This window comes from Caulobacter endophyticus (assembly GCF_029543245.1).
GTDB classification, from domain to species: domain Bacteria; phylum Pseudomonadota; class Alphaproteobacteria; order Caulobacterales; family Caulobacteraceae; genus Caulobacter; species Caulobacter endophyticus_A.
In genome coordinates, this window is sequence record NZ_JARQWV010000001.1 from 301,828 (window position 1) to 328,414 (window position 26,587).

A 26,587-nucleotide genomic window follows, 5' to 3' on the forward strand; every position below is an offset into this window, starting at 1 on the left:
GATGCAGGCTGATCCCAACCTCTACGACCACTGGCCCTATCGCGACCGGCCCAAGATCGTCTGGCCCGGCGGCAAGAAGCTGGCCTTCTGGATCGCGCCGAACATCGAATACTACGAGTTCGATCCGCCCAAGAACCCGCAGCGTCCCGGCTGGCCCAAGCCCTCGCCGGACGTGGTGGGCTATTCGCAGCGCGACTGGGGCAACCGGGTCGGCCACTGGCGGCTGATGGAGCTGCTCGACAAGTACGGGATGCGCGGCTCGATCTCGCTGTCGGTGGGCCTGCTGGACCACCACCCGGAGATCATCGAGGCCTGCGTGGCGCGGAACTGGGAGTTCTTCAGCCACGGCATCTACAACACCCGCTACTCCTACGGCATGGACGAGGCCCAGGAGCGGGCTGTGATCGAGGACTCGATCCGCTCGGTCGAGGCGGCCACCGGCCAGCGCATCCGCGGCTACCTGGCGCCGGCCTTGACCCACACCGAAAAGACCTTCGACCTGCTGGCCGAAAACGACTTCTGGTACACCTGCGACCTCTTCCAGGACGACCAGCCCCAACCGGTGAAAACCAAAACGGGCAAGCTGATCTCGATGCCCTATTCGCTGGAGGTCAACGACGTCATCACCTACGGCGCGCTGTCGATGAGCCCCTGGCGCTATGCCGACGTGCTCAAGCGCCACTTCGACCAGTTGCTGGAGGAAGGCGAGAAGTCGGGCACTGTGATGTGCATCCCGCTGCACGCCTACCTCGTCAGCCAGCCGCACCGCATCCGACCGTTCGAGGACGCCCTGCGCCACATCGCCGGCCACGACGAGGTGTGGATCACCACGGCCCGCGAGATCGCTCAGCACTATCGCGAAAACTACTTCGACCAGACCGTGGCCGACATCGCCGCGCGCGGCCTGGCCACGCCGGGAACGGGGTTCGACAATGCCGCTGCCTGACGAACACCTGATCTATCCGCACCGGTCCTACGGCATGGACCAAGACCGCTACGCCTGGCGGCCCGCCATCGAACGCGCGCCGATCGCCCTGCCAAGCGGCGCGGCGGTGACGGCGATGATCGTCGTGCCGATCGAGCACCATCCGCTGAACCCGCCGGGCAAGCCGTTCAAGCATCCCGGCGCGATGGTCACGCCCTATCCGGACCTGCGCCACTACACGACGCGCGACTATGGCAACCGCGTGGGGGTCTATCGCATCCTCGAGGCCCTGAAGGCGGCGGGGATGAAGGCGACCTTCCCGGTCAACGCCGACCAGCTGGAGCGTCTGAAGCCGCTGCTCGAGGCGATCCTGGCCGATGGCCACGAGATCGCCGCCTACGGCCTGTCGACCACCCACATCCATTGGGGCGGCCTCGACCGTGAGACCGAGGCCGCCTGGGTCGCCGAGGTCCGCGCGCGGTTCGACGCGGCCGGTTTGCAGCCGCGCGCCTGGCTGAGCCCGGCCCGGCAGCAGTCGTTCGCCACGCTGGACCTGATCCGCGCCGCCGGCTTCGAGATCTGCCTCGACTGGGAGCAGGACGAGGTTCCCGTGGCGATGAAGACCGACGCCGGCGAGGTGATCGGCCTGCCGCTGTCCAACGAGCTCGACGACCGCGCGCTGATGATCGACCGCCGCCAGAGCGAGGACGAGTGGGCGATCCAGGTACTGGAGGCGGCCGACTACCTGACCCAGGACGCCGATCGCTTCGGCGGGCGGGTGCTGGGCTTCACCCTGACGCCGTACGTGACCGGCCAGCCGTTCCGCATCTCGGCCCTGCGGCGCTTGCTGGCGGGGTTGGGCGAGATGGGGGTCAAGGCGATAACGGCGAGCGAGATCGCGGCATAGATCCTCCCCCTGAAGGGGGAGGTGTCGGCGAAGCCGACGGAGGGGGACGAGACTACTTCCGCCAACGACTTCATCGAATGCAGCAAAGACTTCCCCCTCCGGCCCTCCGGGCCACCTCCCCCTTCAGGGGGAGGATCAGAGGATCAGCCCCATCGCGATGTCGTCCTCGAACGTCCCATCCGGGAACCGCCCGCGCTTCTCCAGACGGCCCTCGATCCGAAAACCCAGCCGTTCATAGAGCCGCAACGCGCCCGCGTTCCCCGCGCCGGCGTTCAACTCCACCCGTACGATCGGCGGGTCCATCGCCCGCGCGGCCGAAAACAGCGCCTGGAACAGGGCCGAGCCGACGCCCCTGCCCCGCCAGTCGGGATGCACGGCCACGGTCAGGTCGGACAGCACGTGCGAGAACAGCTTCACTGGAATGCGCACGGCGTGGATCTCGCCGATCACCGCGCCCCCTACGTCGACCGCCACCAACCCGACGCCATCGGCCAGGGCGGCTTCCAGGATCCGGGCGATATAGGCGTCGGTGATCTCTTCGGGTCGACGGGCGATGCCGCCAGGGATCGAAGCCGTGGCTCGGTGCACGGCGGCCACAGCCGCCGCGTCGTCGAAGGTCGTCGCACGTATCGAAAAGCTCATCCGTCCCTCTGAAACGGATAGAACCCGCCGCCGAGATCCAGGATGGCGGTCAGCTCATCCAGCGCCTCGCGGCTTTCAACCAGCAGGGCCGGATCGGCCAGATCGGCCGGCGCCAAGCGATCGCGATAGCGGCGCGCGCCCCAGTCCGCCAAGCGTTCGTGCAGGGTCGCGTCAAAGCGCTGAGCCGGGTTGGCGGCGGCCAGTTCGTCTTCCGTCAGCACCACCCGAAGCCTCAGGCAGGCCGGGCCGCCGCCGTTGCGCATGCTCTGGCGGACGTCGGCATATTCCACGCGACCGATCGGGCCGTTGGAGGCGACCAGGCTCTCGGCCACCGCGCGGGCGCGGGGATTGTCGCGGGTCTCGCCCGGGGCCAGCAGCACCAGGCGATCCTCGCCGGGCAGGACCAGAAGCTGGGAGTTGAAGAGGTAGCTCTTGACCAGATCCTCAATCGGCAGGTCGGCTTCGGAGACCTCGGCGAACACCGGCTCGAACAGGCCCTCGGCGGCGCGGCGGACCTCATCCTCCATGGCGGTGCGATCCTCGAAGGCGGCCTCGTGGAAGAACAGGGTCTCGCGCGTGCCCACACACACCACGTCGTTGTGAAAGGCCCCGCCGGCGATGGCCCGGCGGCCCTGGCGCGGGAAGACCGCGCGGGCGGCGGCGTGGCGGCGCTGGATCGCCTCGAAGGCCTCGCGGGTCTGGCGGGCCGGATAGACGCCGCTCCACTGCTCCCAGGCCTCGCGGCCCCAGACGAAGAGATTGACCCCCGGCGCGCCGTGATCAGCGCAGAGCCGCACGTGATTGGCCGCGCCCTCGTCGGCGAAATGCGGCTGGGCGGGCAACGGGTCATGGACGGCGAACCGGGCCTCGTCCGCGAACAGTCGGCGCAGCGCCCGGGCGGTCTGCGGCCCCTCCAGACTGCGATGCAGGTTGGTCAGCAGGTTGGCAGGCGTGAAGTGCACCCGGCCGTCGGCGGCGTCGGCGCTGGGCGTGACGGTGGCGGCGTTGGCGGCCCACATCGGCGAGGCCGAGCAGGCGGCCGCCGCCAAGGCTGGCGCGGTCTTCCAGGCGGCCTCGATGACGGCGGCGTCGGAGCCAGCGAAGCCGATCGACTTCAGAAACGCCACGGCCGGCCGCTCATGCGGCGGCAGCACGAACTGCGGCACGCCCCAGTCGGCCAGGCGGCGCATCTTATCCAGCCCCTCCAGCACCGCCGCGCGCGGGTCGGAAACCTGGCCGGCGTTGACCTGGCTAGCAATGTTGCCGGGCGACAGGCCGACATAGGAGTGGGTCGGACCGACTAGGCCGTCGCAGTTGGCTTCGACCGCGAAACTCACGGGCGCAGGCCCTTGATGTCGCCCGTCGTGTCGAGAACCGCGCCGGCCTCGAAACTGGCCACCGGATAGGCGCAGTAGTCGGCCGCGTAATAGGCGCTGGGACGATGGTTGCCCGAGGCCCCAAGTCCGCCGAACGGCATGGTCCCGGCCGCGCCCGTGGTCGGGCGGTTGAGGTTCACCACCCCGGCCCGGATGCGGGCCACGAAGCGATCCCAGAGGGCCGGGTTCTCGCTGATCAAGCCGGCCGACAAGCCGTAGCGGGTCGCGTTGGCGGCCGCGAGCGCCTCGTCGAACGAGGCGACGCGGCGCACCTGCAGGATCGGGGCGAAAATCTCTTCGTCCGGAACCTCGACGCCGGTGACGTCGATCAGGCCCGGCGAGACGAAGGCGCCCGACAGACCCTCGACACGGCCGGGTTCCAGCAGGCGCTTGCCTTCGATACGTCCGGCGGCGGCCAGGGCGTGACCGGCGGCGCGTTCGGAGATCAGCGGGCCCATGAACGGCTCATCGCCGTTCCACGGACCGATCGACAGGCGTGGGACGAGATCGAGCACCGCATCGATGATCGCCTGGCCTTCCGCGCCATTCGGCACGATCAGCCGGCGGGCGCAGGAGCAGCGCTGGCCGGTGGTGATGAAGGCCGACTGCGCCACCAGGGCCGCGACGGCCACTGGATCGCCCGCCTGCCAGGCCACCAGCGGATTGTTGCCGCCCAGCTCCAGGGCCAGGATCACGTCCGGCCGGTCGGCGAAGTGACGGCGGAAGAAGGCGCCGGCCTGGGCCGAGCCGGTGAACAGCAGGCCGTCGATCTCCTGGTCGATCAGGGCCTGGCCAACCTCGCGCCCGCCCTGCACCAGATTGACGACGCCGGCGGGCACCCCCGCCGCCTCCAGCGCCTCGACCAGCAGCTGGCCGGCCAGGGGCGTCTCTTCCGAGGGCTTGAAGACCACGGTGTCGCCGGCCAGCAGGGCCGGCACGATGTGGCCGTTGGGCAGGTGTCCGGGGAAGTTGAACGGCCCCAGCACCGCCATCACCCCATGCGGCCGGTGGCGCAGCACCGCGCGACCGAAGGGCATGGCGTTCTCGGCCACGCCCGTGCGCTCGTCATAGGCCTTGATCGAGGCGTCGACCTTGCCGGCCATCGAGGCCAGCTCGGCCTTGGTCTCCCACAGCGCCTTGCCCGTCTCCCGGCTCAAGGCCTCGGCGTATGCCGCCGAGCGCTCTACCAGCACCGCCTTGTAGCGGCGCAGGATGGCGATCCGCGCCTCTCGCGGCAGGTCGGCCCAGGGATGGAACGCTTTGCGCGCGGCGGCGACAGCCGCCTCGACATCGGTCGCCGAAGCCGTCGCAGCGCGCCAGACCGCTTCGCCGGTCGCCGGATCGGTGGAAACGGCCTCAGGCCCCTGCCCGCTCTTCCAGACACCGTCGATGAACACGCCGCTCATGCCTTCACCCGCACGCTCTCGCCTTCGCTGACGCCGAGCGCATCGGCCGTCGCGCGGTCGAGGATCGCCGCCTCGCCGTCGATCAGCACCGCCGCCCGCACGGCCCGGAACCGCGAGACCTCGGTGGTCGAGATCAGAGCCTCTTCGCCGAACGCGTCCTCGCCGATCTTCACCCGCAAGCGTTTGGCGTCACGCACCGTGCGGATGTCGTCACGCGGCGCGGCCACGGTCGGCCCGGCGTCGAACAGGTCGACGAGGCCCTGATAGCGGAAGCCCTCGCGCTCCAGCATGGCCCGGGCGGCCTCGCCGTCGCGGTGCACCTTGCCGATCACGTCGCGGGCGGCAGGCGCCAGGAGCTCGGTGTAGATCGGATGGCGCGGCGCCAGGTCGAGGATGAACTGGCCATTGGTCGAGGCGCTCATCAGGTCGGCCTGGTCGAAGTCCAGCCGGAAGAACTTGCTGGCCAGGTGCTCCCAGAACGGACAGCTGCCGTCCTCGTCGAACCAGCCGCGCAGCTCGGCCAGGACCATCTCGGAAAAGCGCTGCGGCTCGATGCCGATCAGCATGTAGCGCGACTGGGCCAGCAGGCGCCCCGCCCCGCCCTTGCGCTTCTCGGGCCGCAGGAACAGCGAGCCGACCTCCGACCAGCCGGCGCATTCGTTCACCAGCACCAGGGCCTTGTGGTCGAAGCGCATCTCCAGCACCGGCGACGACTGGGCCAGGGTCACGACGCGGAAAGAAAAGAAAGGCCGCTTGATGCCCACCGCCGCCTTGACCCCCGCGACGCCGTCGATGACCCCGGTCTCCAGGTCTTCCAGCATCAGGGTGTACCAGGCCTCGAGCGGCGCGACGCCGGCCTGGAAGCTGGCTTCCGACAGCGCCAGGCGCTCGCGCAGGGTCGGTTCGTCCTCAGGCAGGCTGGTGAAGCCCCGCCCAGACAGCACCGCCAGTTCCATAAGGGAGTCGAAATCCGCCGATCCGGCGGGACGCACGACGAGCATTCAGAGTGTCTCCGGCATGGCGGCCATGGCCGCGCGGATGGCGTGGGCGTCGATGTCGCCGCTCGCGAGCTTCATCAGGGTCAGGGCCGAAAGCTGGGCCCGCTCGACGAAGCTGGCGGGCCAGGCGTGTTCGCCCTCGCTGTGGATGTCGCCGCCGCGAACGCCCAGGCTGTCGATGTTGGGCAGGCCCGAGGCGAAGAGGTTGTTGCCCTCGCAGACGCCGCCCGACGGCTTCCAGGCGATGTCTTGGCCGAGCAGCGCGCCGATCTCCTTGACCGCGCCGAACAGGCGTTGCTGTGCGGCGTTGAACGGCTTGGCGCCGCGGGTGATCCGCCCGTGCAGATGGGCGTGCAGCTCGTCGCCGGTCGTGGTCGCCACGATGGCGGCGATCTCGCCCTCCAGCCAGGCGGCGTCGGCGGCCGAGGGAAAGCGGACGTTGAACCGCAGCACCGCCACATCCGGCACCATGTTCAGCGGCGAGCCGCCGTCGATCTTGGCGACGTTGAGGGTGACGCCCTCGCGCTGACCGTTGAGGGCGTGCAGGGCCTGGGCCAGGCGCGCAGCCTCCATCACCGCGTTGCGGCCCGAGGCGAAGTCACGGCCTGCGTGGGCGGCGCGGCCATGGACCACGACATGGAAGTTGCCAGAGCCCTTGCGCACGCTGGCCAGGGCGCCGTCGGCCAGGGCCGGCTCGTAGGTCAGGCCCACATGGCCCAGGCGCGCGAAGTCGGCCAGGACCGGAGCCGAAGCGATCGAGCCGATCTCCTCGTCGGGCGAGATCAGCACGCGATAGCCGAGATTGCCGGCCTTGGGGTGGCGTTCGAAGGCCTCCAGCGCACCGAGCATCACCGACAGGCCGCCCTTCATGTCGGCGATGCCGGGACCGTGCAGCGCGCCGTCCGGGCGCGTGCTGACGGTTTGAAAGGTCGAGGTCTCGGGATAGACGGTGTCGTAGTGACCGGTCAGCACGACCTGCACCGGCGCCTCGGGTCGCACGACGACGGCGATGGCCGGCGGATGCGCCTGCTCGACCTGCCGGCCGTCGGCGGCGATCTCTGGCGAGGCGCTCAGCGGGACCTCGGCCGGCGCGGCCGGCAGGGCCGAAAAGGCCTCAACCAGAACCTGCCTCTGCCGCTCCAGGCCCGCGATGTGGCGACTGCCCGAGTTGATGGCGCACCAGGCGACGGCCCGGTCGATCATCCGGGGCCCATCGGCGGCCAAACTCCCCAGGACAGCCCGATCTTCGTCGTCGATCCGCATGGATTCGCTGTCTCCCTTGGCCCAAGCCTAGTCCAGGGAGCGCGGGCAAAACGTTGTTTCCTTTGGCGAGGAAACCGCGCGCCGACGCAAAAGCCTTCCTCTACCTGTAGTCCTTTCGCCATTTCACCGAAAGCTTGGCGTCGCCGTCGCCGCCCAGGCGCGAGACCAGCGAAAGCGCCCGGCGGATACGCCATTCGACCTGAGCCGCTGGACCTTCACGGCCGCCGCCGATGATCTCCACATAGACGTCGTCGGTGACGTACTTGCCGCCCGCAACGGTCATACCGGTGCTGCTCTCGGCGAAGGCCAAGCGGTCCAGCCGCGCGAAGCTGCGCAGGTTGCCGATCACGTCGAAGCCGCCGCCGCCCGCCAGCGAAGCCAGGGCGGAGGCCAGCTGCGCGGCCTCGATCGGCGACAGCTGGGCGGCCGACGATCCGAACAGCACCTGCGACAGCACCTCGTCCTGCGGCAGTTCGGGCTTCGAGGTCAGAGTGATCTCAGGCTTGGCCGCCGTGCCCTTGACCTGGATGATCGCCGTCAGGGCGTCGTCCTCGCGGGTCGCGGTCAAATCGAGGCGGATGCGTTCCAGCTGGGTGGCCAGGCGCACGACGCCGTCGTCGTCGAATTCGAAGCGCTTGCCGGCGAAGTCGTATTCGCCGCGCACCACGCGGGCCACGCCGTCCAGCACGGGGCTGGCCGTGGTGCCGCCGACATGGGCGTCCAGCGACAGTTCGACATCCAGCCCCCTGCCCTTCACGAAGATCCGGCGCGGGGCCTTGAGGGTGACGTCCAGCGCCATGCCCGAATTGGGCTTGCGGGCCTGCACCTCGACGCCCTGGACGAGGTCCTGCGGCCGGTTGCGCTCGATGACGTCCATCGACACGACGCCGGCTGGAGTCTTGGACTGGGCCGAAACGTCGGCGCGGTCGATCGTCAGGGCGCCCGACAGCTTCACCTTGCCGTCGGCGGCGCGGTTGATCGTCGTCTGGCCCGTGGCCTGGGCCTTGGCCAGCTCGTTGTCGATGACCTGGAAGTTCTTCATGTCGAGACGGAAGCTGCCCACCCCGTCGCGGGCCAGGCTGATCCGCCCCGCGCCTGAGGCCGTGCCCCCGCGGCCATCGCCGGCCTGGGCCTGGCTGACGTCGATGGCGTTGTCGGCGAGATTGGCCGAGATCGCCACGTCCTGCAGGCGCAGGCCGGTCTGGCCATCCTCGAAGCGACCGCCCGACAGCGAGGCGCGGCCCACGAGGCGGGGATCGGCCAGCGTGCCGGCCAGCGTGCCCTCGGCGTCGATCTTGCCCGACAGCCCCCGCTCTGGCCCGATCAGCAGGTCCCACAGCGGCTTGATCTCGCCCTGGGCCAGGAAGCGGCCGTTCACGGCGCGCGTTCGGTCAATGGCCAGGCGGAAGGGCTTGGCCGAGGCTTCGGTCGGCAAGGTCAGGTCGGCTTCGGCCTTCAGGCCTTGCGGATTGCTGCCGTTGGCCCGGATGGTCATCACCTTGTCGCGCAGGTCGCCGTGGATCGTGGCGTCCAGGGACTGCTCGGCCTTGGCCCCGCGTTCGCGGGCGCCGGAGAGGTTGGCGTCGAGCTCGCCATCAAGCGCCTCGCCCTGGCCGCGAAGGGAGACCCGGGCGTCGAAACGGCCGGTGAGGTCGGGATTGAGCGCCGTCAGGCTGACGCCCACGAGGTCGGCGCGCAGATTGGCGAGGTCTCCGCCCACGTCGACATCGACGTCGGCGCGGCCGTCGCCGAGGTTCAGCCTCACCTTGCCGGTTGTGCGCGGTCCGCCCAGACGCAGTTGGGCGGTCTCGCGGGTCGATATCTCGGTGCGGGCCATCCGCCCCTTGGCGTCGAGGGTCAGGAGATAGTCCTCGGGCTGCTCGGTCAGCAAGCCCGTCCCGCCAAGGCGCCACCGTCCCGACGGCCCCTCGCCGCGAGCGTCCAGCGTCAGCGGCAATCGGCTCATCGGCCCAGAGGCCTTGATGGCGGCGTTGCGAACCTTCCAGGCCCCGCCGGTGACGTCCTGGGCAGTCAGGTCGAGGGTGGCGGTCGGCCCGCCGGCGGCGTCGACGATCTTCGCCGAACCGCGCACCGAGCCTTGGGCCAGGAAGGCGCCGGGACCGACGGCAACGGTCAAGTCGGCGGTGGCCGGGCGGCCGTTGCGCAGCGACGCCGCGCCCCCGGCCTTCAGACCGCCCGCGTCGACGTCGAGGCCGGAAAGCTCCAGGCCGCCCGGTGCGAAGGCGAAGGCGGTCTTGGCCCGCGCGGGTCCGTACTGGCTGGTCGCCTCGAGAGCCGCCGCGCCGTCGGCGCCGTCGGCTCGCTTGGCGAAGGTGAGCGCCAGCTTGGCGTCCTTCAGCGGCAGGCGCGGCAGATCGATGCTGTCGAAGGCCGCCTGCAGGTCGGCGCGCGGCGCCGTGAGCGTTCCGGTGATCGCGCCCGTGCCCGACGCCTTACCCGAAACCTCGACGGGACCGGCGCCGAACGGCCCTTCGGCCGACCAGTCGAGCTTGAAGGCCAGATTGCCCCCAGGATTCATGACGCCGGAGGTGCGGGCCCGCGCGACCGCGCCGTCGAGCTTGCCGTCAGCCACCGAAAGCTTGCCGTTATCCCACGCGGCGCGGGCCAAGACCCGGGGTGCAGCGCCAAGCAGGCGGTCCAGCTCGGCCAGGCCGCTGGCGAAGCCCGCGCCCCGCGCTTCGGCGTTGAAGTTCCAGGGCTTGTCGCGCGCCTGGCTGGCCGACCACTTGATCGAGGCCGAGCCCTTCATGCCGGGACGGATGGGCGCCAGCGACGCCACCTTGGCCGTGCCGTCGAACGAAAGGCCGCCCAGCAGACCGCGCTGGCCCTCGCCCTCGACGACGATGTTGGGCGCCACGATCTTGGCGCGCTTGATCAGGAACCGACCGTCCTTCAGGCGCGCGCCCTCGAAGTCGGCCTTCGGCGTGCGCCCCAGCGGCGCCAGCAGGCCCTCGCCCGCCCCGCCCTCGCCGCTCGCCGAGGCGCGGATGGTCAGCTCGCCCTTGCTCCAGCCGACGAACACCGGCCCCTTGGCCCGCGCCAGGCGGTAGCCGAACAGTTCGAGATTGGAGACGTCGCCCGGCCCCTCGACCGAGAAGCCGCCGTCGCCCAGCTTGAAGACGCCCTGCGCCCTGGCCGCGCCCATCTTCGGCATCGGCGTGATCTTGGAGAGGTCCTTCACGGCCGCCGAGAAGGTCACGCCCTCCGGCGCGGTGCGACGCTTGGCCAGGTCGGCCGGTCCCCGGGCGTCGAGCAACAGGTTGGGCGCGCGCAGCTTCAGCGACAGGTCGGTCAGCGCGCCGGCCTTGCGACCGACGACGTCGAGGTCGACCGACGCCCCGAACATGCGCTCGTAGAGATCGGTGTGACTGGAGGCCGACAGGTCGACATGGCCGCTGGCCGAACCGCCCTGGGCGTTCCAGGCGCCGCCGGCGCGGAGAGGCACATCCTGGCCGCTCTGGGCCTTGACCGTGAAGGCGCCGGCCTGCGTCGTGCCGTTGGCCTTGGCGTCAAGCATGAAGGGGCGATCGGCCGGCAGGCCCAGGCTGCCGGCCAGCGCCCCGCCTTTGGCCTCCCGTCCGACCGCGGTCAGCAGCAGGGTCTTGTCTCGACCAAGGTCGAAGACGAGGTCCAGGTGGTCGCCAGGATGCAACCGGCTGGCCGCCGAAAGCCGACCGGCCTGGCCGCCCAGCCGCGCCATCTCAAAAGCGCCCGACAGGTCGAAATCGCCGGCGACGTTGCTGAAGGCCGGCCGCGTGACCAGCCGCAACTTGAAGGCGTCGAGATCAGCCGAGATCGGCGCCGCGCCCGACTTGCCCTTCGGCCCGAGCGTCGGACGGCGCACCAGCGTCACCTGCCGCGCCTCGATGCTTTCGGCGTGAAAGCGCCGCCACCAAAGCTCGCGGGGCTTCCAGACGACGCGCAGGTCCGCGCCTTCCAGCCAGACGCCCTTTTCGTCGGAGATGGTCAGCCGGCGCACGCCGAAGTCACGCCAGATGTCGCCTGACAGGCCCTCGATCTTGAGCGTGCCGATGCGGCCCAGCTTCAAGCCGCTGGTGCGTGCTTCGAGGAAGGCCCGGCCCTGCGGCGTGATCACGCCGTAACGCACGACGCCCAGAACGAGCGCGACAATGGCGACCAGCGTCACCGAGATGATGATCAGCAGGCCGGGCCCGCCGACGCGGCGCGCGACCTTGGCCGCGGCTTCGGCGACTTGCTCGACGGGTTCGGGCGGCGGCGCGGCGTCGGTCAAAAGCTCTGCCCGATGCTGAGATAGATCTGAAATGCCGAGTCGCCCTCGCGCTTTTCGAGCGGAAAGGCGATGTCGGCGCGGATCGGGCCGAAGCCGAGGTCGTAGCGAACCCCGAAACCGGCGCCGACGCTGAAGTCGCGGGTGTTGGGCGTCGGCTCGGTCCCGACGGCGCCCGCGTCGATGAACACCACCCCGCCCCACTGCTGGGTGAAGCGATGGCGCAGCTCAATCGAGCCTTCGAACAGCGACAGGCCGCCTTGCGGCGTGTTGTCCGACAGGCGCGGACCGATGGCCTGGTAGGAATAGCCGCGCACCGACCCGCCGCCGCCCGAATAGAAGCGCCGCGAGGCCGGCACTTCAGGCATGGTGCCGCCGAGCATCGCGCCCAGCTTCAAACGCCCGGCCAGCACGGTGTCGGCTTCCTTGCCGAACGGGATGTAGGCCGATCCCTGGGCCTGGGTGCGGATGTAGACGAGACTGGTCTCGCCGGTGATGGCGGTCGGCTCGGCCCGCGCCTCCACCCGCCAGCCACGGCGCGGATCCAGAATGTTATCCGAATAGTCCCAGGCATAGGCGCCCAGCGCCGTGAAGGTGGCCAGGTTCAGCCGCTGGCCCACCGGCAGGCCGTTGGCGGTTGTTCGTTCCTGGGTCTGCGACAGGTCGACCGAGAGACCGTAGGTGCGGTAGCGCGTCGTCTGCAAGCGGCGGGTCAGGTCCGCGCTCAAGGTGGCGCCGGTTTCGTCATAGGCGTCGGTGGTGTCGGCGAACACCCGGCTGGTCAGCTTCAGGGTTTGCTGCGGGCGGCCCCAGTGCGGCAGCGCCACCGAGCCCTCCAGGCTCTTCTCCAGCTTGGCGACGCGCGTGGTGATCGTCGTGGTGTCGGCGCGGCGCAGGCGGTTGTAGCGGATCCACTTGGCGTCGACGCCAGGGCCTTCGCTGGTCGAATAGCCGGCGCCCAGTTCCAGGGTCCGCGAGGCGCGGTCTGACAGCGTGACCTGGATCGGCCGCAGGCCTTCGGGCGTGGCCTTGTCCTTCGGCGCCAGGGCCACCGAGACGGTGTCGTAGACGCCGGTGTCTCGCAGGCGACGCTCGAGCTCGGCGATGTCCTCCGGATCGTAGACGTCGCCTTCCTTCCAGGGCGCCAGGCGATGCAGCCAATCGAGCTTGGTCCGGCCCTTGGTCGACAGCTCCACGCCGTCGACCTTCACCAGGTCGCCCGCGGCGATGACGAAGGTCGGGCGGACGGTGTGGTCGGCGTGGTCGACGATCACCTGGCGCGGATCGGCCATGGCGTCGGCATAGCCCAGCTTCTGCACCTGGGCGACGGCGCGGCCCTCGGCGCCCAGAATCTCGGCGGCCCGGCCGGCGGCCCCCTCGGTAAGACCCAGGACCGAGAACGCGCGCTCGCGGACACCCTCGTCCGGCGGCGTTCCCGACCAGTCGATTCGAGGATCGGCGATGACGAACAGCGGACCCGGCGTGACCTTCACCGTGCCGCGCGGCGGGTCCGTCTCGGTGACGTCGGGATCGACGACATAGGCGTAGTAGCCCTCGGCGCGCATCACGGCGACGGCGTCGTCGGCGGCGTCGCGGGCTCGCCTACGGGCCTCGGAACGGCTGGCCGGCGGGCCGTCGGACTGGGTCAGGGCGCGTTGAATGGCTTCGCGCAGGGCGCGATCCTCGACGCCGGTAATGGTCGCCGATGGTTCGTCCGCTTTAGCCTGAGCCGCCACGGCCGCGATCGCGGCCGCCAAGCCCAGGACTGTCGTCTTACGCACCAAGCCAAGTCCCCGCACGGAGCGCCCCCGGACCTCGTGTAGTCGGGCGCTTCACGGCTGTCACCCGGCGAAATGCTGCGGGAGCGAACGATCACGTCTTCTCAGGCCCGGCAATCGGCGCCCAAATGCTAGGCAGTCATGCGCAACCGCGCGGCGAGGGTCGAAATCCGCCGCGAACCTTTTCGAGGCGTTCTAGGTTTCCATCGACCAGCGCCGCTTCGGCGCGGGTCCAAGAGACGGACAATCAACGTGGACACCGGCGTGGCGGCGAAACTACAGAGCCTGGACGAGGCCCCAACCCTGCCGATGACGGGCGCGGCCTATCTTCCAGGCATAGCTTACGACGAGATGTTCGCCGCCGGCGGCGACGTGCGGGCCCACTACGCCCCGTTGCAATCGCGGATGGCGACCCTGGGCGCCTCGGCCCTGGCCGACCGGCAGAAGACCCTTGAACGCTCGTTCCTGCTGCAAGGCATCACCTTCACGGTCTATGGCGCTGGCAGCGCCACCGAGCGGATCATCCCTACCGACCTCTTTCCCCGGATCATTCCCGCCGCCGAGTGGGCGCGGATCGAGTCGGGCCTGACCCAGCGCCTGCAGGCGCTGAACATGTTCCTCGCCGACATCTACGGCGAGCAGAAGATCCTGATGGACGGCGTGGTGCCGCGCGAACTGGTGCTGGGCGCACCGTCGTATCGGCGCGAGATGCAGAACCTCTACGTGCCGCACAAGTCGTACGCCAATGTCTGCGGCAGCGACCTGATCCGCGGCCAGGACGGCGAGTTCGCCGTGCTGGAGGACAATCTGCGCGTCCCCTCGGGCGTGTCGTACATGCTGGCCAACCGCGACGCGGCCAAGCGCACCTTCCCGGGCACCTATCGCGAGGCGGGCGTGCGGCCGGTCGAGCGCTATCCCGACCTCCTGCTGGCCACGCTGAAAAGCATGAGCGCCGACTGGCGCTCTGACCCGCAGGTCGTGGTGCTGACCCCCGGCGTCTACAACAGCGCCTATTACGAGCACGCCTATCTGGCCCGCCTGATGGGCGTGCCGCTGGTCGAAGGCCGCGATCTCGTGGTGCACGACAACATGGTCTACATGCGCACCACCACTGGCCTGCGCCGGGTGGACGTGATCTATCGCCGGGTCGACGACGACTTCATCGACCCCCTCACCTTCCGCCGGGATTCGTCGCTGGGCGCCGCGGGCCTGTTCAACGCCTATCGCGCCGGCAACGTGGTGATCTGCAACGCCCCGGGCACGGGCGTCGCCGACGACAAGGCCGTCTACGCCTTCGTGCCGGACATCATCCGCTACTACCTCGGCGAAGACCCGATCCTGCCCAACATCGAAACCTATCTCTGTCGCGAGAAGAGCCAGCTCAGCCACGTGCTCGACAATCTCGACAAGCTGGTGGTCAAGGCCGTGGGCGCCTCGGGCGGCTACGGCATGCTGGTCGGGCCGCACGCGAGCGCCCAGGAGCGCGCCGACTTCGCCGAGGCCCTGAAGGCCGACCCGGCCAACTACATCGCCCAGCCCACGATCCAGCTGTCGACCGCCCCCTGTCTCGTGGACGGCCGCATCGAGCCGCGCCACGTCGACCTGCGCCCCTTCATCCTGTCGGGCGAAAAGACGATCGTCACGCCCGGCGCCCTCACCCGCGTGGCGCTGAAGCGCGGCTCGCTGGTGGTCAATTCCAGCCAGGGCGGCGGCTCAAAGGACACCTGGGTGCTGGCCGAAGAGAACGGCCACCACAACGGCAACGGCCATGCCCACAAGGGAGCAGGCCAATGATGCTCGCTCGGGTCGCCGACAGCCTCTACTGGCTGGGCCGCTATATCGAGCGCGCCGAACACCTGTCGCGCCTGTCCAGCGTGATGTTGAACGCCACGCTGGACCAGACTGATTCCGGCATGCAGGCGGTGTGGATCGCCCTGTCGGCCGTCGGCGACGACGGGGCCGGCAAGGTCTCGCCCTTCGAGGCCGCCCGCGCGCTGGTGCTGGACCGCTCCGACCCCAACTCGGTGGTCTCGTCCCTGACCATGGCCCGCGAGAACGCCCGCCAGGTGCGCGACCAGATCACCACCGAGACCTGGGAACGGCTGAACGTCCTGTACCTGCGGGTCACCGATCCGGGAGCCGAGGCCGAATTCGCCGACAATTCGGTGTCCTACCTGCACGACGTCATCGCCGACGTGCACCTCTTCAAGGGCGCGGCCGACGCCACCATGAGCCACGGCGAAAGCTGGCGGTTCATGATGCTGGGCATGTACCTGGAACGCGCCCAGCTGGTCTCCAGCCTGCTGGAGGTGTGCTTCGCCCAGGCCCCCAGCCGCGAGATCCACGACCACCTGGCGCTGGTCAGCCTGCTGCGTATGGCCTGCGCGCTGGAGCCGTACCTGCGGGTCTACACCGCCGAGATCGAGCCCAGGCACATTCTTGAATTCCTGGTCTTCGACGAGGACTTCCCGCGCTCGATCCGCTTCGCCACCTCGCGCATCGAGGAGCACCTGACGGCGCTTGCCCGCCACGTCGAGGCCGCCGGACGCGCGGCCCCCGAGCGTCTGGCCGGCAAGCTGAAGGCCCGCCTGCAATACGCCGACGTCGACGAACTCGAGACCATCGGCGCAGGCGCCCTGCTGACCACGGTCGTCAACGAGTGCGCCCGCATCCACGAAGCGATCTACGAGACCTTCGTCGCCTACCCCCTCGAACTCAGACTGCCGGCCTGACCATGCTGCTCGAAATCCGTCACGTCACCCAGTACCACTACGAGCGCCCTGTCCGCGAAAGCCTGATGGAGCTTTGGATGCAGCCCCAGAAGGGCGCGCGCCAGCGGCTGGTCAGCTTCGAGCTGGACGTCGAGCCGGCCGCCCAGCTGTTCTCCTACCCCGACAGCTTCGGCAACGCCGTCTATCACTTCGACGTGCCCCAGCCGCACGACCGCCTGACCATCATCGCCCGCTCGGCGGTCGAGACCGAGCATGCGGTCGAACTGCCCAACAAGCTGGACATCGGCGAATGGGACCGGCTGCGCAGCGAGTTCGTGCGCGGCGAATGCTTCGACTTCCTGCGGCCGCACGGCTTCGTGCAGACCACCGAACGCCTCCTGGCCTTCATCGCCCAGCACGACCTGGAGGCCCTGCGCCGCCAGGATCCGCTGACCGCCCTGCGACGCCTCAACGAGACGCTCTACCAGTCGTTCGGCTACCAGCCGGGCCTCACCGACGCCGACAGCCCCATCGACCTAGCGCTTGAGGCCGGCAGCGGCGTCTGCCAGGACTTCGCCCACATCATGCTGGCCATCTGCCGCAACTGGGGCCTCCCGGCCCGCTATGTGTCGGGCTATCTGTTCACCGACCGCGAGGCCGGCGACCGCTCCGACCCCGACGCCACCCACGCCTGGATCGAGGTGTTCCTGCCGAGCCTGCGCTGGGTGGGGTTCGACCCGACCAACAACTGCCTGACCGGCGAGCGCCACGTCGCCGTGGCGGTGGGGCGCGACTATGCCGACGTCACGCCGTCACGCGGGGTCTACAAGGGCGACGCCGAGAGCCACCTGGCCGTGGGGGTGACAGTGCGCCGGGCCCGCGCGGCCCTAGCCGAACCGGAATTCCTGCGCCTGGCCAAGCCCGCCTCGTTCGGCGCCCGCCGGCGCGGCGACGCCGCCGTTGTCCACCAGGACCAGCAGCGTCAGCAGCAACAACAACAGCAGCAGTAGAAAAAGGCCCCGGCGGATCTCCACCAGGGCCGAACTTCATCAGTCGATCTTCACGAACGGCGTCGCGCCGCTGGTCACCTTGGGCAGTTCGCCATTCCACTTCTCGATGGCCTGCTGCTGCAGGACCTGGGGATTGGCGCGGATCGCCTCCCCCTTGATGCGGATCGCCTCGGCCTCGCCGCGCGCCTTGGCGATGGCGGCGTTGGCCAGGGCGGTCTCCTTGGCCTCCAGCGCCTTGGCCGCCAGGGCTTCCTGCTCCAGCTTGGTCTTCTCCTGCATGCGGTCGACCACGGCGCTCGGGTAGCGGATCGAACCGATCCAATCCATCTGCGACACGGTCACCCCGTGGCGCGCCCACTTGCCCGACACGCGAGCCAGGGCCTTCTGCACGACCATCTGGCGCCCGCCGCTGTAGAGCGTCTCGACCGACACCCTCTCGGTCTCGGCGGCGATCGCCGAGCGGACGTCGTTGCGGATCGGGCCATCGAGCAGTTGATCGAAGGTCAGGCGGTAGGTCTGGTACAGCATCGGCGCCGAGGCCGGATTGACCTGCAACGTCACCGACACGTCGGCCGTCATCGGCAGGCCGGTGTTGTCGCTGAACGACAGCTCCTCGTTCTCATTGCCGCGCTCGTCACGGTCGCGGGTGTAGCTGTAGGTGCGCTGGATCACCGGAAACTGGACGATCTTCTCGCCGATCCCCCGGAAGTACCACCGCGCCGGCAGAGCCTCGGGCGCGACGCCCGCGCCCGAGCCCAGGGTCTTGATCTTGACCCCGACATTGCCCGGCTCGACCGTCGTGCCCTGCGAGATCACCGAGCAAGAGCCGAGCACCAGCACGGCGCCGGCTATAACGACGAGCGTGATCGCCCGCGGGTTCAGCGGCGAATGAATAGCCATGGATTGTCCCTCAATGCGCCTTGGGCGCGCGTTTGGAAGCGGTCGGCGGGCGGGTCGCAATGGCGATGAACCGCGAGGCCAGGAAGATCAGTCCGGCCGCGCCGAGCGCGAAGGCGAGCGGCGCCGCGATCAGCCCCAGGTCCGTGCCCGAGCCCCACAAAGGACCCACGACGACGCGAACCAGGACGACCGCGAGGACCACCCAGATCGTAAGAAGTGCGACAGCTTTCCCCAACATCCCCTCAGCCCTCATGGACCGGCGATATTCAATAACTAGGCAGGGGAAGGCGCCCCTTCAATCAGGGCGCCCAGAAATTGCCGCGATTTAATCTTGGCCGCGCTTAGGCCGCGTAGACGTGGCTCTTGGCCACGGCCAGCTTCACCTCACCGGTGAAACGATCGGCGTCGGCGCGCGAAGCGGCGACCTCAATACGGGTTCCATCCGCCAGCACGGCGTCGACCCGCGCCAGGGCGCCCTGGGCGTTGACGCGCTCGACCTTGGCCGTCACGCCGCTCTCGGCCAGCGTGAAGTCGTGCGGCCGAACGAAGGCCACCGCCGCGCCGTCGGCGACGCCCGCCGCCGGCAAGACCAGCGGACCGGCGACGAACTTGCCGCCCTCGACCTTGCCCTCGAACCGATTGGACTCGCCGACGAAGCCGCAGACGAAGGCCGAGGCCGGATTGTCGTGCACCTCGCGCGGGGTGCCGATCTGCTCGATCTGGCCCTTGTTGAGGATGGCGACGCGGTCGGCCAGTTCCAGGGCCTCCTCCTGGTCGTGGGTGACGAAGATGGTGGTCACGCCGGTGGCGTCGTGCACACGGCGCAGCTCCTTGCGCAGCGACTTGCGCACCGTGGCGTCCAGGGCGCCGAACGGTTCGTCGAGCAGCAGCACGCTGGGCTGCACCGCCAGGGCGCGCGACAGGGCCACCCGCTGGCGCTGGCCGCCCGACAGCTGCGAGGGATAGCGACCGCCCAGGCCGTCCAGCTCCACCAGCTTCAGAAGCTCGTCGACGCGCTTGGCGATCTCGGCCTTCGGCGGCTTGTCCTTGCCCTTCCGGACGTCGAGGCCGAACGCGATGTTCTTGGCCACGGTCATGTGCTTGAACAGCGCGTACTGCTGGAAGACGAAGCCCACCCGGCGCGCGGCGGCCGACGCGTAGGTCACGTCCTTGTCGTGGAACAGCACCTGGCCAGCGTCGGGGAACTCCAGGCCCGCGATGGCGCGCAGCAAGGTGGTCTTGCCCGAGCCCGAAGGACCCAGCAGCGCCAGCAGCTCGCCGTCGGCGATCTCGAGATCGACATTGTTCAGCGCCGGATAGCGGCCGAACTGCTTCTGGACGGAACGGATGGAGATGGTCATGAGGCGTTCCGTTTAGTGGCCGCCCCGGCGCACGGCCGGTTGAGCGACTTCGAGGGCGGTCTTCAGCACGAGGGTGACGATGGCGAGCAGGCACAGCAGGGCCGCCACCGCGAACGCCCCCACGAAGTCGTATTCGTTGTAGAGAATCTCGACGTGCAGCGGCATGGTGTTGGTCAGGCCGCGGATGTGGCCGCTGACCACCGACACGGCGCCGAACTCGCCCATGGCGCGGGCGTTGCACAGCAGCACGCCGTACAGCAGGCCCCAGCGCACGTTGGGCGTGGTCACCCGCCAGAAAGTGTAGAGGCCCGAGGCGCCCATCGAGATGGCGGCCTCCTCCTCGCTGGTGCCCTGCTCCTGCATCAGCGGGATCAGTTCGCGGGCCACGAACGGGAAGGTCACGAACACGGTGGCCAGCACGATGCCGGGCACGGCGAAGATGACCTTCAGGTCGTTGTCCAGCAGCCATTCGCCCAGCCAGCCCTGCATGCCGAACACCAGCACGTAGATCAGGCCCGCCACGACCGGCGAAACCGAGAACGGCAGGTCGATCAGGGTGATCAGGAAGGCCTTGCCCGGGAAATCGTGCTTGGCCACGGCCCACGAGGCGCAGAGGCCGAAGATCGCGTTGAAAGGCACGGCGATCGCCGCCGTCAGCAGGGTCAGCTTCACCGCCGCCAGGGCGTCTTCGTGCAGCACGGCTTCAACGGCGGCCGGAACGCCCTTGCGCAGGGCCTCGGCGAACACCGCGACCAGCGGCAGGATCAGCACCAGCGCCAGGAAGACCATGACGACGCCGATGACCAGCGCCTTGACCCAGGTCGGATCCTCGGTGGGGTGACGGGCGCGCGCCATCAGACGAACCTCCGCGAAAAGGCCTGGATGGCGTTGATGACGAACAGCATCAGGAACGAGACCACCAGCATCACCACCGCGATCGAGGCGGCCTGGGCGTACTGGAACTGCTCCAGCTGGATGATGATCAGCAACGGGGCGATCTCGGACTTGTAGGGCATGTTGCCGGCGATGAAGATCACCGAGCCGTACTCGCCGACCCCGCGCGCGAAAGCCATAGCGAAGCCGGTCAGCCAGGCCGGGCCAAGCGCCGGCAGGATCACCCGCCAGATGGTCTGCAAGCGCCCCGCGCCCAGGCTGGCCGAGGCCTCCTCGACGTCGGCCGACAGGTCGCGCATCACCGGTTCGATGGTGCGCACCACGAACGGCAGGCCGATGAAGATCAGGGCGATGGTGACGCCAATGGGGTTGTAGGCGGCCTTGATCCCCAGCGGGGTCAGGAACTGCCCCACCCAGCCGTTGGGCGCATAGAGCGTCGCCAGGGCGATGCCGGCCACCGCCGTCGGCAGGGCGAACGGCAGGTCGACCAGGGCGTTGATGATGGTCTTGCCCGGAAAATCGTAGCGCACCAGCGCCCAGGTGGTCAGCACGCCGAAGACGCCGTTGGCGATGGCGGCGACCAGGGCTGCACCGAAGGTCAGGCGATAGGCGGCCAGGGCGCGCTCGGAAAAGGCGGCGGCCACGAACTCGGACGGCGACAGTTCGGCCGCCTTCAGCGCCACCGCCGATAGCGGGATCAGCACGACCAGCGACAGAATCGACAGCGTGACGCCCAGCGTCAGGCCGAAGCCCGGAATCGCGGAGCGGCGGCGAAACAGAGGACGACGCGCCGCTGCGGGACGTTGCGCGGCAAGGGAATCGGCGGTCATGTCCTGATCGTCGTCCTGGTTCCGGCTGCGGCTCGCGGCCTTTGGTGAACAAACGCGCGCGCGGCGCCTCGGGGCCGAAACCGGCTCCAAGCTGAGCGCTTAAATCTCCACTGCGCCGATGGGGTCAATTGAGATTTCTCAGGCGCGCCCCGTAGAAAAACTCTCCGTTCGGCAACCTGCCCCGCCCCGACCAAACCGGGAAGCGAAAACGGCCGTCGCTCAACCCCACACGATCAAGTTTCATAATATAGGATGATTGTGCAATTTATGGGAAACCTGTTGCGACTTTTGATCGGCATGCGAAGATCGGGGCAACAACGCGCATAATCCCTTGGGGGGAAGCCCAATGCCTCATCGCATTAGCAAGGCCGCCATGCTGGCCTCCGCCGCCATTTCGTTCGCGGCCCTGCCTGCCTTCGCCGCACCGCGCCAAGCCGAGCACCTGGACCGCGGCCTCATCGCGGCCCCCGCCATCGACGGCGGCGTGCTCGTGTCCTGGCGGCTCAGCGGCGATGACGCCCAGGGCCTTGCCTTCAACGTCTATCGCGATGGCAAGAAGCTGAACGCCAAGCCGCTCGCGCTCGCCACCAACTTCGTCGACAAGACCGGCGTCGCTGGAGCCCGCTACAGCCTCAAGACCGTGGCCAAGGGCAAGGAAGGCCAGATCGTCGGCGAGACCACCGCCCTGAAGGACGGCTTCCTGACCATTCCTCTGCAAAAGCCGCAGGGCGGCGTCACGCCGGATGGCCAGGCCTACGAGTACACCGCGAACGACGCCTCTGTCGGCGATCTCGACGGCGACGACCGCTACGAGATCGTCCTGAAGTGGGAGCCGACCAACTCCAAGGACAACGCCTTCTCGGGCTATACCGGCCCCGTGCTGCTGGACGCCTACACTCTGGACGGCAAGCGCCTGTGGCGTATCGATCTTGGCCGCAACATCCGCGCCGGCGCGCACTACACCCAGTTCCAGGTCTTCGACTTCGACGGCGACGGGCGCGCCGAGATCGCCGTCCGCACCTCGGACGGCACGGTGGACGGCACGGGCAAGGTCCTGGGCGACGCCAACGCCGACTGGCGCGGCGGCCCGGTCGAGACGCCGACCCGGGACAAGACCGGCGCCGAGATCAAGCCTGACGGGGCCATGGTCGCCAAGCTGACGGGCCGCATCCTGAAGGGCCCGGAGTTCCTGACCGTGTTCGACGGCCGCACCGGCGCGGCCCTCGACTCCGTTCCGTTCGCCGCGCCGCGCCATCCCGACACCGACGCGCCCTCCACCGAGCAGATGACCAAGCTCTGGGGCGACGGCTACGCCAACCGTTCCGACCGCTTCCTGGCCGGCACGGCCTATCTCGACGGCCAGCACCCCAGCATCATCATGGGCCGCGGCTACTACGCCCGCACCACCGTCAGCGCCTGGGACTTCAGGAACGGCAAGATCACCCAGCGCTGGCTGTTCGACAGCGCGGCCCCCGGCGTGCCTGAAGGTTTCGGCGGCCAGGGCAACCATCAGCTGTCGATCGGCGACGTCAACGGCGACGGCCGCGACGAGATCGTCTATGGCTCCATGGCGCTGGACGCCGACGGCAAGCCGCTGTGGACCGCCAAGCTCTATCATGGCGACGCCCTGCATCTGGGCGACCTGGACCCGGACCGTCCGGGCCTGGAACGTTTCGGTGTAAACGAGAGTCCCAAGGCCAACGGCGGCATCGGCTCGGCCATGCTCGACGCCAAAACGGGCGAGGTGCTGTGGACCACCCCGACCGAGAAGGACACTGGCCGCGGCGTGGCCTTTGACATCGATCCACGCTTCCCCGGGGCCGAAGCCTGGGCGAGCAATTCCAGCACGCTCTACACCGTCAAGGGTAAGCCGATCGAAGGCGTGAAGCATCCGCCGCAGATGAACTTCGGCGTCTGGTGGGACGGCGACGAACTGCGCGAGCTGCTCGACCGCAACAAGATCTTCAAGTGGGACTGGCTGAAGGGCGAGAGCAAGATGCTGCTGAACGCCGAGGGCATGACCTCGAACAACGGCACCAAGGCCACCCCTACCCTGTCGGCCGACATCCTGGGCGACTGGCGCGAGGAAGTGATCCTGCGTTCGGAAGACAACACCTTCCTGCGGATCTACGTCACCCCCTACCCGACCGATCGCCGCATGGTCACGCTGATGCATGATCCGGTCTATCGCGCCGGGATCGCCTGGCAGAACACCGCCTACAACCAGCCGCCGCACACCAGCTTCTATCTGGGCCACGGCATGAAGAACCCCGCCCGCCCCGACATCGCCATCGTAAAGGTGAAGCCGTGAAAAACGTCCTGATCGGCCTGGCGACCGCCTTCGCCATCGCTCTGCCCGCCTTTGCCCCCTCCGCCTTCGCCCAGGCGCAGTCGGCTCCGGCGACGCCCCCGCCGCGCGAATGGATAGACAAGGACACCGGCCACCGCGTCGTGCGCCTGTCCGACGAGCCGGGCTCCAGCAGCCTCTACTTCAACTACAACGGCTATACGCCCCAGGGCGACAAGCTGGTCATCGCTACGCCCAAGGGGCTGGGCACGATCGATCTGGCCACCCGCAAGCTGGCGCCGCTGGTCGCCGAGGACGGCAAGTTCCTGTTCGTCGGCCGCAAGACTCGGTCGGCCTACTACATCGTGACCGAAGGCAAGACCCGGGTGGTCAAGGCCGTCGACATCGACAGCAGGAAGGTGCGCGTTGTCGCCAGGTTCGACCGCGGCGACATCCAGACGATCAACGCCGACGAGACCCTGCTGGGCGGCGTCGTCGTGACCACGCCCGAGATCGAAACCCGTCCCGACGGCACGCTCAAGCGCGACCAGCGCTTTGACCAGGCCGCCTATGAGGCGCTGGGACCCGACGGCAAGCCCCTGCCCTTCGCCGAGGCCAAGGAAGTGCGGCTGAACGAGCGGCTCGAGTCGAAGATCCCGATGGAGATGTTCGTCATCGACACCCGCACCGGCGAAAAGCGCGTGGTGCACGCGGCCACCGACTGGCTGAACCACCTGCAGTTCTCGCCGACCGACCCGAACCTCCTGATGTTCTGCCACGAGGGCCCTTGGCACAAGGTCGACCGCCTGTGGTTGCTGCGCACCGACCAGCCGGGCGCCAAGCCGGTGAAGATCCACACCCGCACGATGAACATGGAGATCGCCGGGCACGAGTGGTTCAGCAGCGACGGCAAGATCGTCTGGTACGACCTGCAGACCCCGCGCGGTGAAGACTTCTGGGTGGCCGGCTACGAGATCGCGACCGGCAAGCGCACCTGGTACCACGTCGAGCGCAACGCCTGGTCGGTGCACTTCAACTCCAGCCCGGACGGCAAGCTGTTCGCCGGCGACGGTGGCGACAGCGAGATGGTCGCCCACGCGCCGGACGGAAAGTGGCTCTACCTGATGCACCCGCGCGGCATTCCGGACGTCGCCGGCATCCACGCCCCCGACTCCGAGCACCTGATCCGCCCCGGCGTCATCGACGCCGAGAAGCTGGTCAACATGAGCGCCCACGACTACCGCCTGGAGCCGAACGTCAACTTCACGCCTGACGGCAAGTGGCTGGTGTTCCGCTCCAACATGCACGGCGCCAACCACGTCTATGCGGTGGAACTGGCGAAGGCGAAATAGACGCCGGGGATGAAGCCCTCGTCCTTCGACAAGCTCAGGATGAGGGCTAATTCCGGCCTTGCAGTAAATCCTCACCCTGAGCCTGTCGAAGGGCGGGGATTTCTCCCTTGAGCTCGGCCGCCGCTCTCTCCTCCCGCGCCCGCCACCTGGCCTTGAGCGTATGGGAGGTCTCTCGAGACCCGTCGGGGCTCCACCCCGGCGGGCCGAAGAGGTAGCCCATCACCTCGCGCGGCGATCGACTGCGAGCCAAGTCCCTGCCGATGCCGATCCATTCGTGGAAGACGTTGGTGAGGAGGTTGAAGTTCGGCAGGTTCCGCACGATGCCGTAGCGGCACGGCTCGGCGTCGTCCTCGGGGATGAAGGTGCCGAACAGCCGGTCCCAGATGATCAGGATCCCCGCGTAGTTGGCGTCCAGATAGCGCGGGTTGCGGGCGTGATGCACCCGGTGGTGCGAGGGCGTGTTGAACACCGCCTCGAACCAGGCCGGCATCCGCCGCACGGCCTCGGTATGGATCCAGAACTGGTAGACGAGGCTGACCCCCTTCTGGATCGCCACCATGGCCGGCGGAAACCCGAGAAACGAAAGCGGCAGCCAGAGCAGCCAGGTCCCCGCCACGCCGCCCGTCCAGGTCTGCCGCAGAGCCGTAGTCAGGTTGTAGTGCGTCGAGCTGTGATGGTTGACGTGGCTGGCCCACCAGAACCGCCGTTCGTGGCTGAGGCGGTGAAACCAGTAGTAGGTCAGGTCCTCGGCGAAGAAGAGCACCACCCAGGCCCAGACAGCAGTCATCGGGATCGTGAACAGTCGGTGCTCGTAGACCCAGAGGCTGGCGGCGAAGACCGCGCCGCCGGTCAGTATGCCGACGATACTGTTGCCCAGCCCCATCATCAGCGAGGTAGCCGCATCGCGTGGCTCGTAGTTCGCCTTGGCCTTGCCGAACCGGGCCAGCAGCACCTCCAGCACGATGGCGATGACGAAGAACGGAATCGCCATCTGGACGGGGTCGAAGGCGGGCTTCACGCTGCGACCTCCGTCGGCGGCCACGGCCCGTCACCGACCGCCAGAGCCGGCGCCCCTTCTATGGCGCGCAGCTTGATCCTGCCTTCATCCACATCGGCGGCGATCACGTCAGCCCATGAGGCCGAGCGGGCCACGTAGCCGTCGCCGCGCCGCCAGAGCACCAGCGCCAGGTCGCCTGAACGTGCGATCAGGCCCCCGCTGTCCGCAGCGAGCCAGACGGCGTCGACGCGATCATCCGGAAACTCCTCGGCCAATAGGCGCACAGCCCCCTCGGCGTCGAGCGGCGGGGTCGGCCGGGCGAGCCGCGCCCAGGCGACCAGACCCACCAGCGCGGCGACGGCGACCGCGGATCCCACCAGTTGGATGACCATGACGGTGCTCAAGACTCTCCCCCGATACGCTTGTTTTTCGGGAAGGTTCGACTGCGACCGAACGTCGGTCAAGGCCGCCGAAAGAACGTCGCTTTGCGGCGAAGCCCAAGGCCTCCTGGGTACCTTTCGGCAGCCTGATGGCTTTCATCTTCGACCTGATCGACGGAGCGCCGGGATCCAACCGTTACGGCGCCGATCCGAGAGGATGTCAGGGTTACGGCAATACCGAAGTGCTCAACCATCACCACGACGTGGAGAAATAGCCGAAGCACCGGGGCTTTACGCCGC

The 26,587-nt window shown here is 68.8% G+C and carries 22 protein-coding genes; 8 read left to right on the top strand and 14 right to left on the bottom strand.

Annotated features, from left to right (window positions below; genetic code table 11):
• The first annotated feature begins 1 nt into the window (after position 1).
• Positions 2-946 (top strand): polysaccharide deacetylase family protein, encoded by a 945-nt coding sequence (locus P7A99_RS01250; protein WP_277792140.1) that lies wholly within the window; start codon positions 2-4, stop codon positions 944-946.
• Positions 933-1,832 carry a polysaccharide deacetylase family protein gene (locus P7A99_RS01255; protein ID WP_277792141.1) on the top strand — a complete coding sequence of 300 codons (900 nt, stop codon included), beginning with the start codon at positions 933-935 and terminating at the stop codon, positions 1,830-1,832. Before P7A99_RS01250 ends, P7A99_RS01255 begins: the two co-directional genes overlap by 14 nt.
• 135 nt (positions 1,833-1,967) lie before the next feature.
• Here P7A99_RS01255 and P7A99_RS01260 read toward each other — a convergent pair whose 3' ends face one another.
• The 7 genes from P7A99_RS01260 to P7A99_RS01290 form a co-directional block, all read right to left on the bottom strand.
• Complete coding sequence (locus tag P7A99_RS01260) at positions 1,968-2,474, bottom strand: GNAT family N-acetyltransferase (RefSeq protein ID WP_277792142.1); 507 nt, start codon at positions 2,472-2,474, stop codon at positions 1,968-1,970.
• The gene (gene astB / locus P7A99_RS01265) at positions 2,471-3,811 is read right to left on the bottom strand and encodes an N-succinylarginine dihydrolase (protein ID WP_277792143.1); all 1,341 of its coding nucleotides are present in this window, start codon (positions 3,809-3,811) and stop codon (positions 2,471-2,473) included. The genes P7A99_RS01260 and astB overlap by 4 nt, the downstream gene beginning before the upstream one ends.
• Positions 3,808-5,256: a succinylglutamate-semialdehyde dehydrogenase gene (gene astD, locus P7A99_RS01270; protein ID WP_277792144.1), complete on the bottom strand. Its 1,449-nt coding sequence runs from the start codon at positions 5,254-5,256 to the stop codon at positions 3,808-3,810. The genes astB and astD overlap by 4 nt, the downstream gene beginning before the upstream one ends.
• Positions 5,253-6,257, bottom strand: coding sequence for an arginine N-succinyltransferase (locus P7A99_RS01275; RefSeq protein WP_277792145.1), 1,005 nt, complete (start codon positions 6,255-6,257; stop codon positions 5,253-5,255). Before P7A99_RS01275 ends, astD begins: the two co-directional genes overlap by 4 nt.
• A complete protein-coding gene (locus tag P7A99_RS01280; protein WP_277792146.1) occupies positions 6,258-7,517 on the bottom strand; it encodes a hydrolase in 1,260 nt (419 codons plus the stop codon). It abuts the gene before it with no gap.
• A gap of 100 nt (positions 7,518-7,617) precedes the next feature.
• On the bottom strand, positions 7,618-11,790 hold the full coding sequence (locus P7A99_RS01285; protein WP_277792147.1) for a translocation/assembly module TamB domain-containing protein: 4,173 nt from the start codon (positions 11,788-11,790) through the stop codon (positions 7,618-7,620).
• Positions 11,787-13,568 carry an autotransporter assembly complex protein TamA gene (locus P7A99_RS01290; protein WP_431307629.1) on the bottom strand — a complete coding sequence of 594 codons (1,782 nt, stop codon included), beginning with the start codon at positions 13,566-13,568 and terminating at the stop codon, positions 11,787-11,789. The genes P7A99_RS01285 and P7A99_RS01290 overlap by 4 nt, the downstream gene beginning before the upstream one ends.
• 261 nt (positions 13,569-13,829) lie before the next feature.
• Here P7A99_RS01290 and P7A99_RS01295 point away from each other — a divergent pair, with 261 nt between their 5' ends.
• From P7A99_RS01295 to P7A99_RS01305, 3 genes are read left to right on the top strand one after another with little or no spacing between them, the layout of a single operon-like run.
• Positions 13,830-15,359 (top strand): circularly permuted type 2 ATP-grasp protein, encoded by a 1,530-nt coding sequence (locus tag P7A99_RS01295; RefSeq protein ID WP_277792281.1) that lies wholly within the window; start codon positions 13,830-13,832, stop codon positions 15,357-15,359.
• A complete protein-coding gene (locus P7A99_RS01300; RefSeq protein WP_277792149.1) occupies positions 15,356-16,297 on the top strand; it encodes an alpha-E domain-containing protein in 942 nt (313 codons plus the stop codon). Before P7A99_RS01295 ends, P7A99_RS01300 begins: the two co-directional genes overlap by 4 nt.
• Before the next feature lie 2 nt (positions 16,298-16,299).
• Positions 16,300-17,286, top strand: coding sequence for a transglutaminase family protein (locus tag P7A99_RS01305; RefSeq protein WP_277792150.1), 987 nt, complete (start codon positions 16,300-16,302; stop codon positions 17,284-17,286).
• A gap of 39 nt (positions 17,287-17,325) precedes the next feature.
• Here P7A99_RS01305 and P7A99_RS01310 read toward each other — a convergent pair whose 3' ends face one another.
• The 5 genes from P7A99_RS01310 to cysT all read right to left on the bottom strand — a co-directional run bounded on the left by P7A99_RS01310 (position 17,326) and on the right by cysT (position 21,271).
• On the bottom strand, positions 17,326-18,186 hold the full coding sequence (locus P7A99_RS01310; protein ID WP_347276675.1) for an SPFH domain-containing protein: 861 nt from the start codon (positions 18,184-18,186) through the stop codon (positions 17,326-17,328).
• Between the two features lie 10 nt (positions 18,187-18,196).
• Positions 18,197-18,388 carry a hypothetical protein gene (locus P7A99_RS01315; RefSeq protein WP_277792151.1) on the bottom strand — a complete coding sequence of 64 codons (192 nt, stop codon included), beginning with the start codon at positions 18,386-18,388 and terminating at the stop codon, positions 18,197-18,199.
• Between the two features lie 139 nt (positions 18,389-18,527).
• A complete protein-coding gene (locus tag P7A99_RS01320) occupies positions 18,528-19,547 on the bottom strand; it encodes a sulfate/molybdate ABC transporter ATP-binding protein (protein ID WP_277792152.1) in 1,020 nt (339 codons plus the stop codon).
• 12 nt (positions 19,548-19,559) lie between these two features.
• Positions 19,560-20,402, bottom strand: coding sequence for a sulfate ABC transporter permease subunit CysW (gene cysW / locus P7A99_RS01325; RefSeq protein WP_277792153.1), 843 nt, complete (start codon positions 20,400-20,402; stop codon positions 19,560-19,562).
• Positions 20,402-21,271 carry a sulfate ABC transporter permease subunit CysT gene (gene cysT / locus P7A99_RS01330; protein WP_277792154.1) on the bottom strand — a complete coding sequence of 290 codons (870 nt, stop codon included), beginning with the start codon at positions 21,269-21,271 and terminating at the stop codon, positions 20,402-20,404. The genes cysW and cysT overlap by 1 nt, the downstream gene beginning before the upstream one ends.
• A gap of 346 nt (positions 21,272-21,617) precedes the next feature.
• On the opposite strand from cysT, the gene P7A99_RS01335 reads away from it, so the two are divergent.
• Positions 21,618-23,582, top strand: coding sequence for a rhamnogalacturonan lyase (locus P7A99_RS01335; RefSeq protein ID WP_277792155.1), 1,965 nt, complete (start codon positions 21,618-21,620; stop codon positions 23,580-23,582).
• Positions 23,579-24,910 carry an oligogalacturonate lyase family protein gene (locus tag P7A99_RS01340; protein ID WP_277792156.1) on the top strand — a complete coding sequence of 444 codons (1,332 nt, stop codon included), beginning with the start codon at positions 23,579-23,581 and terminating at the stop codon, positions 24,908-24,910. The genes P7A99_RS01335 and P7A99_RS01340 overlap by 4 nt, the downstream gene beginning before the upstream one ends.
• 46 nt (positions 24,911-24,956) lie before the next feature.
• On the opposite strand, the gene P7A99_RS01345 is transcribed toward P7A99_RS01340, so the two are convergent.
• Positions 24,957-25,901 carry a sterol desaturase family protein gene (locus P7A99_RS01345; protein ID WP_277792282.1) on the bottom strand — a complete coding sequence of 315 codons (945 nt, stop codon included), beginning with the start codon at positions 25,899-25,901 and terminating at the stop codon, positions 24,957-24,959.
• A gap of 23 nt (positions 25,902-25,924) precedes the next feature.
• The gene (locus tag P7A99_RS01350; RefSeq protein ID WP_277792157.1) at positions 25,925-26,311 is read right to left on the bottom strand and encodes a hypothetical protein; all 387 of its coding nucleotides are present in this window, start codon (positions 26,309-26,311) and stop codon (positions 25,925-25,927) included.
• A 125-nt stretch (positions 26,312-26,436) separates the two neighbouring features.
• Here P7A99_RS01350 and P7A99_RS01355 point away from each other — a divergent pair, with 125 nt between their 5' ends.
• Positions 26,437-26,562, top strand: a complete 126-nt coding sequence (locus tag P7A99_RS01355; protein WP_277792158.1) for a hypothetical protein — start codon at positions 26,437-26,439, stop codon at positions 26,560-26,562.
• Positions 26,563-26,587: the final 25 nt, after the last annotated feature.